General features: G+C 38.4%; 10 protein-coding genes and 1 tRNA gene. 8 read left to right on the top strand and 3 right to left on the bottom strand.

From position 1 onward, the window contains the following. Positions 1–126: 126 nt before the first annotated feature. On the bottom strand, positions 127–891 hold the full coding sequence (locus tag CEQ83_RS18990) for a sulfite exporter TauE/SafE family protein (RefSeq protein ID WP_028415040.1): 765 nt from the start codon (positions 889–891) through the stop codon (positions 127–129). Positions 892–1,162: 271 nt separating this feature from the next. Between CEQ83_RS18990 and CEQ83_RS18985 the strand changes: the two genes are divergently transcribed. The 6 genes from CEQ83_RS18985 to CEQ83_RS18960 all read left to right on the top strand — a co-directional run bounded on the left by CEQ83_RS18985 (position 1,163) and on the right by CEQ83_RS18960 (position 8,887). Next, positions 1,163–2,437 carry an ATP-binding protein gene (locus tag CEQ83_RS18985; RefSeq protein WP_028415039.1) on the top strand — a complete coding sequence of 425 codons (1,275 nt, stop codon included), beginning with the start codon at positions 1,163–1,165 and terminating at the stop codon, positions 2,435–2,437. Positions 2,438–2,583: 146 nt separating this feature from the next. Then, positions 2,584–3,600: a LacI family DNA-binding transcriptional regulator gene (locus tag CEQ83_RS18980; RefSeq protein WP_028415038.1), complete on the top strand. Its 1,017-nt coding sequence runs from the start codon at positions 2,584–2,586 to the stop codon at positions 3,598–3,600. A gap of 87 nt (positions 3,601–3,687) precedes the next feature. Beyond that, on the top strand, positions 3,688–5,808 hold the full coding sequence (locus CEQ83_RS18975) for an amylo-alpha-1,6-glucosidase (RefSeq protein WP_028415037.1): 2,121 nt from the start codon (positions 3,688–3,690) through the stop codon (positions 5,806–5,808). A gap of 72 nt (positions 5,809–5,880) precedes the next feature. Next, a complete protein-coding gene (locus tag CEQ83_RS18970) occupies positions 5,881–7,122 on the top strand; it encodes an ABC transporter substrate-binding protein (RefSeq protein ID WP_028415036.1) in 1,242 nt (413 codons plus the stop codon). A gap of 23 nt (positions 7,123–7,145) precedes the next feature. Continuing rightward, entirely contained in the window at positions 7,146–8,048 is a 903-nt protein-coding gene (locus CEQ83_RS18965) for a carbohydrate ABC transporter permease (protein WP_098113586.1), read from the top strand. Positions 8,049–8,065: 17 nt separating this feature from the next. After that, entirely contained in the window at positions 8,066–8,887 is an 822-nt protein-coding gene (locus tag CEQ83_RS18960) for a carbohydrate ABC transporter permease (protein ID WP_014458643.1), read from the top strand. 109 nt (positions 8,888–8,996) lie between these two features. Here the strand turns inward: CEQ83_RS18960 and CEQ83_RS18955 are convergent, their stop codons facing one another. Then, positions 8,997–9,917 (bottom strand): TetR/AcrR family transcriptional regulator, encoded by a 921-nt coding sequence (locus tag CEQ83_RS18955; protein ID WP_028415034.1) that lies wholly within the window; start codon positions 9,915–9,917, stop codon positions 8,997–8,999. Positions 9,918–10,182: 265 nt separating this feature from the next. Between CEQ83_RS18955 and CEQ83_RS18950 the strand changes: the two genes are divergently transcribed. Then, positions 10,183–11,706 carry a DHA2 family efflux MFS transporter permease subunit gene (locus tag CEQ83_RS18950; RefSeq protein WP_028415033.1) on the top strand — a complete coding sequence of 508 codons (1,524 nt, stop codon included), beginning with the start codon at positions 10,183–10,185 and terminating at the stop codon, positions 11,704–11,706. 32 nt (positions 11,707–11,738) lie between these two features. Here the strand turns inward: CEQ83_RS18950 and CEQ83_RS18945 are convergent, their stop codons facing one another. Then, on the bottom strand, positions 11,739–12,791 hold the full coding sequence (locus tag CEQ83_RS18945) for an aromatic ring-hydroxylating dioxygenase subunit alpha (RefSeq protein ID WP_108674290.1): 1,053 nt from the start codon (positions 12,789–12,791) through the stop codon (positions 11,739–11,741). A gap of 210 nt (positions 12,792–13,001) precedes the next feature. Here CEQ83_RS18945 and CEQ83_RS18940 point away from each other — a divergent pair. Further along, a tRNA-Thr gene (locus CEQ83_RS18940) sits at positions 13,002–13,074 on the top strand. Positions 13,075–13,271 lie beyond the last annotated feature (197 nt).

Here is a 13,271-nt window from a genome sequence, read left to right as displayed (position 1 = left end):
TTCAATAAAAATATTAGTTGAAGTGTATAAGAAGGGAAGAGAGTGGTTTAAAACATTATTATTTTTAATGTAGATCTTTAAAAAAACTAATAAAAAGCACATGCAAAGGCATGTGCTTTTTATTTATTAAATTAGTTTAATTCCGCTAATTAAAATGATGGTCGCCATAATGGCTTGAAGCGGTCTTGAAGGCACTTTCGTTGATAAACGGCTTCCGAGTAACACACCCGGAATAGATCCAGTTAATAGGTTAGCAGTCAACATATAATCAACGCTTCCAAAGCTTGCATTTAAAATACCAGCCACCGTAACGAGAAGAAACGCATGTGCAATATCAGTACCAACCAGCTCAGATGTTTTTAACTTAAATAAGTACAGCATTGCAATGGCAAATAATGAGCCAGAACCAATCGATGTTAGTCCGACAATGAACCCAAAGACTACGCCAATTCCGATTGTTAATCCTTTTTTCTGATTTAAGTCCATTTCCTGAAACCGATTTGGTCGAATTAATTTATCAAAAAAGACGCGAAAGATAATTGAGATGGCAACCAGCGTCATGACGTACCCGAGAGCGTGCTTAATAATCGTTTCTTGATGCTCGTGAAAAGATGGGAATGCATGAAGTGTGACAATAGCCAGCACAGCGCTCGGAATACTTCCGAAAGCTAAATATTTTGCTAATTTAAAGTTAATGGTTCGCTGTTTGTAGTGCTGAGCGACTCCGAATAATTTTGTGATAGAATTGTAGACAAGATCTGTTCCTACGGCAATGGAAGGGTTAATGCCGAGTACAATCAGTAAAGGTGTTAATAAAGCGGCACCTCCAACCCCCGTTAAGCCTACAAGGGTTCCAACGAATAATCCCATTAAGGTAATTGATAGTTCCATATTTTGTCCTCCTACTCTCAAAACCAAGTACATTGATCTGATTATAGAGCATTGTAACCCGTATGTAAATAAAATTCTGAATATTTTTAGTGAAGTTGAAAAGGTTTTCTTAGTCTTCACTATTTTAGGGAACGGACGATAAAGTCATAGGAAGTTATAAAAAAGTAAATAGAATACGTTTATTTATCTATGATTACGCTCTAATTTGTGTTACAAATGTAAATGCAATAAAAGAGTTTATTTTTATCTCATTTGAAAGACCGGTGAATGCATGAGTTTTGTTACGAAAGATTTGTTAATTAATTTTTTATTTATTTTATTGGCGCTGTTTTTAGTGCAGATGTTTTATTTGATCAAGTATGCTAAAAAAGTTCATTGGTGGAAAGATCACTATATCGCGGTATTTCCGATTTTAGCTATTACCTTTTGCCTTTTGTTTCCGGTTAACGGAGCTTATGTCCCGGATGACTATCGAATGGATTTACGAAGAATTCCTTATATTTTAGGAACGTTATATGGAGGCTGGCCGCTAGGAAGCTTGCTTTTTGTCTTTATTTTACTGCTGCGCTTGCTAATTGGCGGGTACGATGTAGGATTTTTATCAACATTAATTGCTCTTCCGATTTTATCCATTCCTTTATTTTTCATAACAAAATACTTTTTACATTTCTCATTAAAAAATAGAATTATCGTGAGCACCTGTCTTAGTGTAATTGGTTCTTTATTAGCTATGCTTGTATCTATTTTCGTCTTACACGTAACAAGCATTCCTATTAGCGTGTGGGTTCAGTTCGCTGTTTTAGATGTGGCAGGCATGTTTGTGATTACCATACTGTGGGAAGCGATACGGGCAAATTTATTAGTGCTGCAGCGCCTGATGAAAGCAGAAAAGCTAGAAATTGTCAGTCATTTAGCCGCCAGCATCTCTCATGAGGTGCGAAATCCTCTAACTGCAAGCAGAGGATTTATGCAAATGCTGCAAGAAGATGAAAAAGAACCTGCTAAAAAACGCTACATTTCGATTGCGATTAATGAACTAGACCGCGCAAAAGAAATCATTGATGATTACTTGCTATTTGCCAATTCCGCTCCAGAACGAAATGAAAAAATGAATATGTCAGAAGAAATTCATCACGTCACCCATATTATGACTCCTCTTGCCAATATGAACGGAGTCGCGATTGATTTTACATTCGATGAAGAAGTGAAGTTCTTCGTAATGGGAGAAAGAAGAAAGCTTCAGCAGTGTCTAATCAACTTATTTAAAAATAGTATTGAAGCCATGCAAAACGGAGGCACGTTAACTATTAAAGTAGGAAAAGAAGGCGGAGTTGTGATCGTTGATATTATGGATACAGGCTGCGGTATGACGCAAGAACAAGTCAACCGGTTAGGCGAACCGTATTTTACAACAAAAGAAAAAGGTACGGGGCTTGGAACGATGGTATCTTTCAGTATTATTCATTATATGAAGGGAAAAGTAAGTGTGTCTAGCGTAAAAGGAAAAGAAACGTGCTTTTCACTTCAATTTCCTCTTTGTGAGTAAAGAGCAGCTTTAGGGCTGCTTTTTTTATATGCAAAAATTTTAAAAATAGATAAAAGTAAACTGATTATTAAAAAAGTATTGAATTTAAGAAATGAAAGCGTTACAATCTATTTAAAGTTATCCGAAACGTTTTGGAGGAATTTTGATTGACAACGATTAAAGATATAGCGCGAGTTGCCGGCGTATCTGTAACAACGGTGTCTCGGGCTTTAAATGGTTATTCAGATGTAAATGAAAAAACAAGGCAAAAGATTGCAGCCGTAGCAAGAGAGCTGGACTATAGCCCCAATACGTTAGCTCGAGGATTGGTTATGCAAAAGTCAAAGACAATTGGACTACTAGTTTCAGGCATCAGCAGAGAGAGCGTAAAAGATAATTTCACTTTTGAAGTATTGTGCGGTGTAAATGAGCGTGCATCTACTTTGGGGTATGACTTGATTTTATTTAATACAAACACGATGATGCAGCGAGAAAAAACATATACTCAGCTTTGTCGAGAGCGAAGAGTGGACGGGGCAATTATTCAGGGCATCAAAAAAGAAGATCCTTATTTAAAAGAAGTAGTAGAAAGCGATATTCCTTGTGTTTTAGTTGATATTCCCGTCCATTCTAGTTCAGTAGGCTATGTCACCACCGATAATGCCTTGGGAGCTAAAAAAGCGGTTGAACATTTAGCGAGTCTTGGCCATCAGCATATTGGGATGATTAACGGACATGAAGACGCATTTGTCAGCCAAGAACGTCTCAACGGATACAGACAAGCCCTCAAAGAATGCGGTTTGTCGTTTCGGTCTGAATGGGTTGTAAGCGGAAAGTTTGAAGAAAAGAAAGCAGAGAAAGCTGCCAGTGAGCTTTTAAATAAGTATGAAGAGCTCACCGCTATTTTTTGTGCAAGTGATTTAATGGCACTGGGAGCATTAAAAGCATGCAAAGAACTTGGCCTTGATGTACCAAAAGACGTTTCGATTGTCGGATATGATAATATTGTTCTTGCTTCTTACTCGTCTCCAAATTTGACGACTGTAGGGCAGGAAGTATATCAGATTGGCTATGAAGCTGCAGATTTACTAATTGAGATGCTAGAAGGAAAAGAAACAAATATGAAGCGTTATCTTGATACACAGCTGATTATTCGAGAATCAACAGCTAAAAACCACGGCTAGTGGTTTTTATATAATGTAAAAACCGAAACGTTTCGGTTTTGTGTTTCGTTTTTCCAAAACGTTTCGGTGAAATTTAGGGGGATGGAAATGGATTACCGTGTGATTAAAGAAAATGACTTATTTTTACTAACAGATCAAGCAGGAAATATCACTGAAAACCATCAGTATGGTTTAGGGCTATATATGAAAGATACGCGTTTTTTGAGCAAATTTCATTTGAAAATTAACGGTACAGATCCTGTGTTATTGTCCTCAAGTGCCGACGAAAACCTGTTAGCCACAATTCTTCTTACTAATCCGCATATGGAAAAAGAAGGAGAACTATCGCTGTGGCGAGAGTCTGTAGAAATAGAAAGAAAGCGCTTTATATATGAGGGTATTTTCTATGAAAAAATAAAATTGAAAAGTTATTTTCCTAAAAAAATTGCTTTTACATTAAGTATCCAAGCAGATGTCGATTTTAACGATATGTTTATCGTAAGAGGTTTTCAAACTGGAAATGTCGGAAAACGAACAGGGCAAATAAAAGGGGAAAGCAGTTTAATATATACATACGAAGGATCAGATGATATCAAGCGTTCGACACGGATTTCTTGGGATAAAAAAGCCTCACACGTGTATGAACAAGGAGAGGTTATGTTTTCTTTCGAACTGAACCATCAGGAAGAAGAAGAAATTACATTAATGGTTCAGCCGCAAATAGGCGAAGACATCAATGAAAATATTTTATCAGCTGGTGAAGCATTTAGTTTACTAACGCAGTCATATAAAAAGTGGGAAAAATCTTCTACAAAAGTGACAACCGACCATCCGACAATGCAGCGCCTTATTACAAGAGGACTTAACGACCTGCGCGTACTGCTAACGGATGTAGGATTCGGTGCTTTTCCTGTAGCTGGATTGCCTTGGTTTGGTGTGCCATTTGGAAGGGATAGTCTAATTGCAGCGCTTCAAATGCTGGCTTTTAATCCGGAAGTAGCAAAAGGAACGCTACGTACTATGGCAGCATATCAAGGAACGGCAAATGATCCATGGCGTGATGAACAGCCGGGTAAAATTATGCATGAAATACGTTACGGAGAACTAGCCAACACAAATCAAATACCTTTTACTCCATATTACGGAACAGTTGACGCGACACCATTATTTTTAATTTTGTTAACGGAATATGTGAAGTGGACGGGAGACTTCGAGTTTGTAAAAGAAATGCAAATGACTGTCGATGGAGCTTTGACATGGATCAATGAATATGGAGATCGAGACGGTGATTTATTTCTTGAATACCATCAAGAATCAAGTAAAGGAATTGCTAACCAAGGATGGAAAGACTCAGGGGATTCTGTTGTCCATCGCAGCGGTGAATATGCAAAAACTCCTATTGCTTTAGTGGAAGTACAAGGCTACGTATATCAAGCGAAAATGGGTATTGCTTCTTTATATGATCAGTTAAACAAAACAAATGAAGCAAATAGTTTACGTGAAGAAGCTGAGCTGCTGCGTAAAAAGTTCAATGAAGCCTTTTGGATGGAAGACGTGTCATTCTATGCCATTGCACTTGATGAACATAAACATCAAGTAGGAACGATTACGTCAAATCCAGGTCATGTACTTTTAGCCGAGATGATGGATGAGGAGAAGCTGAACAAAGTAGCGGAAAGGCTAGTATCAGAATCTATGTTTTCGGGATATGGAATTCGTACAATGGCAGAAGGAGAAGCGGGTTATAATCCAATGAGTTATCATGACGGGAGCATTTGGCCGCACGATAATAGTTTAATTGTTCTCGGTTTGAGTAAAGCGAACAAGCAAACAGAAGTCAATAAAGTGATAAAAGGGCTGGTTGATGCAGCTGAGCATTTTGAATACGACCGTCTTCCAGAGCTATTCTGCGGCTATTCAAGTAACCTTGGCAAGCCTGTCAAATATCCCGTTGCCTGCTCACCTCAAGCTTGGGCAGCCGGCACGCCTTTAGCTTTCGTACAGGCGATGCTGAGACTGTTTCCTGATAGTACAGCAGGTACTATACAGATAAATCCTTTGCTCATAGACGATATGAATGAAATCTCTGTAGAAAACCTTGTGATTGGCAGTGGGAAACTTTCATTAACGGTTAAAAAAGAAGAAAGCGAAACTATTATTTACGTGAAAGAAAATACGACAAAATACGAGCTTCTATCTCAATGTAAGGTAAGAAATTATGTAGGTTAATGTTACTTCGACCGCGGTTTATTAAGCGTCAATTAATAAGCCGCAGGTCAATGAAATGAAAGGAGACAGCTAATGAAGAAGTGGATACTCGCTTTAAGTTTGGTTCTGGCAGTGGCTGGAGCAGCTTTAACTGGATGTTCAAATGTACAAGAAGTTTCCGGGGAAAATGGTCAAGTCGAAATTGTATTAGCCGGCTGGGGAGGCAACCCAACAGAGACGAAGCTGCTTAATCAAACTATTCAAGACTTTGAAAAACTCCATCCATCAATTCATGTGAAGCATGAAGTAATCACTGATCAATACATGGATATTTTAAAAACGCGTTTAATAGGTGGAAATGGTCCAGATGTTTTTTATCTTGATGCACTTGAAGCGCCGGGTCTTATTAATACAGGGGTTTTAGAACCTTTAAATTCTTATGTAAAATCTGATTTTGATGTTCAGGATTTTGAGAAACCATTATTGAAAGCGTTTCAAAAAAATGGAGAGACTTATGGTTTTCCGAAAGATTACTCCACATTAGGCTTATTTTACAACAAAAAGCTATTTAAAGAAGCAGGAGTAGAAGTACCAAAAACATGGGATGAGTTTAAAGAAGTTTCAAAAGTATTTAAAAAGAAAGGGATTCAAGCGTTTGGTGTCACGCCGGAATTAGCGCGTATCTTCTACATGGCGCAGGCAAACGGAGGAGACGTTGTAAAGAACAATAAGGCAAACTTTGCTACGAAAGAAGTCGTGGATTCTCTTCAGCCGCTCATCGATCAGCATTTAAAAGATAAAACGTCTGTACAGCCCTCTGATGTAGGCGCAAACTCAGGTACGGACATGTTTGCACAACAAAAAGTAGCTATGGTGATTGAAGGGAATTGGATGATTCCATTTTTACAGGAGTCCTTCCCAAAACTTGATTACGGTACAGCGGAAGTTCCGACAATAAACGGTCACAAAAATACGATGGCATTTACGGTCGCGTATGTAATGAATGCTGACTCAAAAAAGAAAAAAGCATCTTGGGAGCTCATTCAGTACTTAACCGGGAAAGAAGGAATGGAAACTTGGACAAGCAAGGGTTATGCATTGCCAACAAGAAAATCCGTAGCGGATAAGCTTGGTTTTGCTGAAGACGAAAAACGAGGTCCATTAGTAAAAGGAGCTGCTTATGCAACTGTCTGGCAAGATGGTCCGTATTTGCCTATTATCATGAATAACTTTAATAACCAGTTTTTAAGCGCCTTTTTGGGACAAAGTGATTTAGAAACAGCTTTGAAAAAAGCACAAAAGCAGGCAAATCAAGAGATTAGTATTTATGAATAAGGCTTGGCGGGGGAGTGGAGGAAATGAAAGACGGAAAAATACGAACGTACAAACCTCGTGATGTAGGGCAAGGATATGCTTTTATGACACCTACACTGTTTGTACTATTGCTGTTTGTTATTGCACCTATTTTTTATGCCATCTTTTTGTCTTTACATAAAGTTCAATTGCTGGGAGGAACTGAGTTTCATTTTCGAGGGCTTGAGAACTACATGAAGGTTCTTGAAGATGACAAAGCTAAAATTGCTCTTTGGAATACGGTGAAGTATGTAGTAATTGTTGTACCGGTACAAACCGCATTGGCACTTATACTGGCGGCCACATTAAATGCAGGGCTAAAAGCAGAAAAAGTTTTTCGCATTATTTATTTTTTACCTACACTTACATCATCGGCTGTATTAACGCTTATTTTTATGTGGATGTACAATCAAAATGGAATTGTGAACGAGTTTTTAAAGTTTGTTGGTCTTCCAACTTACAATTGGCTTGGAGATCCTCAGGTCGCTTTGATTGCCATTATGATTATGAACATCTGGGCAACAGCTCCATTTTTTATGGTTATTTATTTGGCAGCTTTGCAAGACGTACCAGATTCGCTTTATGAAGCAGCTCAGTTAGATGGGGCTAATGTGTTTCAACGGTTTTGGCATATTACAGTTCCGAATCTGCGACCGGTTACATCATTCGTAGTGATCATGGGACTGATTGGTACGTTTCAGTTATTTGATCAATCGTTTATTTTCTCAGGAGGTTCAGGAGGTCCTAATAACTCGACTCTGACTGTTGTTCTGCTTATTTATCAATATGCATTTAAAAATTTAGGTACTATGGGGTATGCTGCAGCACTAGCCTTTATGCTGGCGCTCGTGATTTTGGTGGCAACCGTTATTCAGAGAAAGTTTTCAAAAGAAGAAAGTATGTACTAAGGGGGGGGAAGAAAAAGATGAAGAAAAAAACAGGAGTCCTCATTTTATATACGATTTTAAGCATATACGCGCTGATTACTCTGATTCCATTTATTTGGGCGCTGTCCGCTTCTTTTAAAACGCTAGAAGAAATTGTGTCAGGTACGGTGAACTTTATTCCGAAACACTTTACGCTAGACAATTATAAACAAATTTTTGTGGAACAAAAGCTGTTCCCTCGCTGGATGTTTAATAGCTTATTCATTGCCGTAGTAGGAACAGCTCTGAATTTGCTATTTAACTCAATGGCTGGTTATGCCCTTGCACGCCTCAGTTTCCCGGGAAAGAAAAGTTTATTTATTATTATTTTAGCGGTGCTTATGATTCCTGGACAAGTAACGATGATTCCTAATTTTTTAATTTTAAAAGAGTTAGGCTGGTTAAATACCTATCAGGGAATGATTGTACCGGGAATGGTAAATGCGACTTTTATATTTATGATGCGTCAATTTTTTATTAATTTCCCAAAAGAGCTTGAAGAAGCAGCGGAGTTGGATGGGTTATCGAAGTTTGGAACATTCTTCAAAATAGTCCTTCCACTTGCAAAACCTGCCTTAGCAGCACAAACGATTTTTGTATTTATGGGGTTTTGGAATGATTTTATGAAGCCTTTAATTGTGATGTCTGATGAAAATATGTTCACGTTGACTTTAGGCCTTAACACATTTAAAGGTCAGTATATCAGTTATTGGAACTATATTATGGCAGCTTCCATGGTTTTTACACTTCCAATTTTGCTCATTTATGCGTTTTTTAACAAATATTTCATTAAAGGAATTTCGTTTACTGGAGGAAAATAAAAAAGAGGCTGGGATAAAAGTATTTTAGTTGGAATTACAAACGAACGATTAATTAAAAAATCATAATCGTTCGTTTTTTGTTGTTATGGTGAGCGTGAATTTCATATGTTTAGTTGCTTCTAGCTGTTGATTGAAGTTCACTCACATACTGATCAATCATCGTTTGCAGTTCCTCTAGGTTCGTTTTACGGTTGTTAACAGGCAGCTGCTTTAATGAATGAAGGGCACTATCCACAACAAACTTGCGTGGATTCGATTGTTTAAACATCTCTTCTTCAATAAAACTAATAAGCTCTGTGCATTTTTGACGTTCGAATTCATCCGTAAATTGTTTGTGAGCTTGCTTTTTTAAATCGATAAGTGCTGCGGAAATGTCCTGTTCTATTTGATTTTTAGTATTTGGGCAAGATGGAAGCCATTCTTTGATCGTTTGCGGATCGAGCAAAATGTCTCCTGAACTTGCTACTTCGTCTACAAGAGGAAGCAGACGCTTAACGCTGTAAGTTATAATCTCATGGGGATCAGTATTTGTACCGTTGACCATAAAATTATAGTGAAAGTTGCGGTGAAGCATGCCAAGAAACATAATTGCACAATCTAGCAGATAAGGTTTCTTTTCTTGTCCAAATAAATCAATAAACCGTTTGTAGAACCAGTTTACTTCAATGAACTGGGTTTTTTTTATGTATGCTTTTAAATCAGGATCATTAGAAACAAATACTTCTTCAAGTAACGTAAAAAATTTATGTTTGTGATGGTTTTTCATCTGCGCATCGATCTGTTTAATAAATACATCTACATCGGTCAGACTTTTACCAACCAGCAGCTGATTGCGCTCTTGTTCAATGGTCGTATGAAGCCATGTAAAAACAGCGATTAATAATTCATTTTTTGAAGAAAAATAGTTGTAGAATGTTCCTTTTGAAATGCCGCTATAATCAATGATGTCTTGAATAGAAGTAGCTTGAAATCCTTTTTCAACGAAGAGATGGTGTGCATTTTTTACAACTTGCTGTTTTCGATTATTCATTATTATCACCTAAATGTAAAATTAGACTCATGGTCCAACTTTATGATACATGATTTAAAGCGTTTACACAAATGTTCTTTTCAGAAAACTGAACGATATCACGACAATATATTGGTATAAAAGGATTATAGGACTAAAAAAGTTGAGAAAATAAAGAACGTGAACGTAAGATTTTTCACTTGCATAAATTGAACTCACAGTATAATATACTCTATGTAGAACACGTGTCTAAAAAAATGAACCTAAAGTATAAGGAGGTACAATAATGAGTCGATCGATAAATCAAATGGAAAAGCCGCCTTATGGCATAATTGCTATTTTGTTAATTGGCGCTTTTATCTCATTATTGAATGAAACGTTATTAAATGTGGCGCTGCCGTCTATTATGAAAGACTTAGATGTGACAACGTCAACTGTCCAGTGGCTTTCTACTGGTTATATGTTAGTGAATGGTATTATGATTCCAACTACCGCTTTTTTAATTCAGCGCTATTCTGTCAGAGGCTTATTTTTAACGGCGATGACTTTATTTACAGCAGGAACAATACTTGCAGGTGCTTCGCCAGTATTTTCTGTGTTGTTAACCGCTCGTATTATTCAAGCGTCAGGCGCAGCTATTATGATGCCGCTTTTAATGAACGTATTGCTCACAAGTTTTCCATTAGAAAAACGCGGAGCTGCGATGGGGATTTTCGGTTTAGTTATGATTTTTGCTCCGGCAATTGGTCCTACATTATCAGGATGGCTAATTGAACACTATGAGTGGAGAATGCTGTTCCACCTTGTTACGCCAATCGCAGCCATTGTATTAATAGGCGCTTTCTTCCTATTAAAAGACAAAAAAGAAAAAGTGGAAATCAATTTGGATTTTTTATCCCTTTTGCTATCTACAATTGGATTTGGCGGACTTCTATACGGGTTTAGCTCAGCAGGGGATAAAGGCTGGGATTCTGTGGAAGTATACGGTACCATTATCGTAGGAGCTGTGGCTCTGATTTTATTTATTACGCGTCAGTTCAAGCTTAAAACACCGATGCTTGAATTCCGCATTTTTAAATATCCAATGTTTGCTTTATCATCAACGATTTCGATGGTAATTACAATGGCATTATTCTCAGCCATGCTGCTAATGCCAATTTATGTTCAAACGGTACGAGGCATCTCTCCGCTTCATTCAGGATTACTAATGCTTCCAGGTGCGCTGCTAATGGGTGTGATGTCACCGATTACCGGAAAATTATTTGATAAATTCGGAGCGCGTGCATTGGCTGTAACGGGTCTAACGATTACAGCCGTTACGACGTATTTCTTCAGTAACTTAGAGCTTGATACGACCTATACAACGCTCATTACGCTTTACACGCTTCGTATGTTCGGAATGTCTATGGTGATGATGCCGGTTATGACAAACGGATTAAATCAGCTTCCGCAGCGTTTTAATCCGCATGGTACTGCGATGAACAATACGCTTCAACAAGTATCGGGAGCTATTGGTTCGGCTCTTTTAGTAACGGTGATGTCAAACCGTACAGCTACTCATGCAAAAGAGCTCGCTCAAGATGCAATGAGCGGAGCAGGAGCAGCTAATGCAACCGCAGCCGGGGCAGCTCAAATGAAAGAACAGATTGGGATGCAGGCAATGGTACAAGGGATTAACGATGCGTTTGCTGTCTCAGTAGTCCTAGTGGTGGTTGCCTTAATTCTTTCATTCTTCATGAAACGCGCAACGCCGGCAAGTGAAGATGAAGTGATAAAGGAAAAAGCAGCACGCGAGCAGTTTGCTAAATAAAAAAAATCCCCGCTGAGACAGCGGGGATTTTTTTAGCTTGTATATCTAAAGCTTAAGCCCATTTTCTTTAATAATTTCCGGTAACCGATGGACGTTTGATCAGCCATAATATGCGCTTCCATCTGCAGGTCTAAAGGCAAGTCTTCAGGTTTTTGGTTTTCCACCATTTCACGGTCTTCGTCAAAGACGCGAAGGTTAAAGTCATACACACCTTCAACGGGAGAATCTTTGTCAAAGTTTCGAGCGATTGGCGCGAATAAACGTGTTTCGCGGGCTGAAATAGGAGAGACTGCATTCATAATCCACAGCTCTGCGCCTTCTGGGAAGTATACTTTTAGCGTAGCTGTAAACGGGGGATAAACATCAAAGACGCGAAGCCATTTAAAATCAGTTGGATTTAAATGCTGCTGTTCTTTGGAATAATTGCTCACGGTGCTCGTATATTCTACATGAAGCCCATAGTCTGTATCGCTTACTTTATATTTAGGCACAAAGGCGTTGTTTCGATCACCAAATGTGTCTGTGTGAACCCAAGCAAAATGAGCTACGTCTAAAAAGCCTTCCATTTGACGACCGGCTGAACCCATGATATCAAAGCTCGGACAAACAATTTGCTGAAAATCAGGGTCCTCCCACGCATCGAAATAAGGCAGGTTATCTTGTTCTCCTGTCAGGGACGTCCACACTAATCCATATCGTTCAATAACTGGATAGACGGCCATACAGAGACGGGGAGAAATGTTGGCGTCAGGGTGAGCTGGAATTGACGTGCATGCGCCGTCCGTTGCGTAGCGGAAGCCGTGGTAAGGACAGACAATTTCATCATCTTCCACCCAGCCCATGCTAAGCGGGGTGCCTCGGTGAACGCATAAATCACGTGCCGCTACAACTTTGTGTGTGGTGCGGTATAAAACTAGATTTACATCTAGTAATTTTACGGACGTTGGTTTTTCTGTTACATCACTGCAGCGTGCGACGGGGTACCAATACTTAGCAAGCGTCGTCCAATCTTCCAGGCTGAACGTGCAGTCTCTTGGGTAGGGAGTTGCCGTTTTTGATTTTGTCATGGTTGGTTGTTGTTCCATCTATTTTCTTCCCTTCTTTTGTAAGCTCTTTTACTAAGGGTAATATAAAAAAAGAAAATTCACACAATTTATGTAAGAAGTTCTAACATGAAATATGGAACTTTGTAGAAAGTGCGAATTTCAGAAGACGCAAATTAGAGAATATACCAATAAAAAAATTTAAAAAAGCGCTTCCTAAATAAATTTAAACGTGATATAATTTTCCAAGACGCTGGTGTAGCTCAGTAGGTAGAGCACTTGCATGGTAAGCAAGAGGTCGCAGGTTCGATCCCTGTCGCTAGCATACTCAAAAACCTTCTTTCTTGTTGAAAGAAGGTTTTTTTATTTGGATTGGCTTTAAATTTATTCTCCGAATTATTCTTCCCCGCCTTGTGAAAACTTTAACAGTTTGATAGCCTTATTAGGAGGCTGTTAGAAAACATGTGTATCTTTTCCACTATGTCTTATGAATCATATTTAGAAATATTCTTAAAAGAATGT

Source organism: Priestia megaterium (assembly GCF_009497655.1).
GTDB lineage: Bacteria > Bacillota > Bacilli > Bacillales > Bacillaceae_H > Priestia > Priestia zanthoxyli.
The sequence above is the reverse complement of the archived record's forward strand: the minus strand, read 5'-3'. Positions and strand labels throughout refer to the sequence as shown.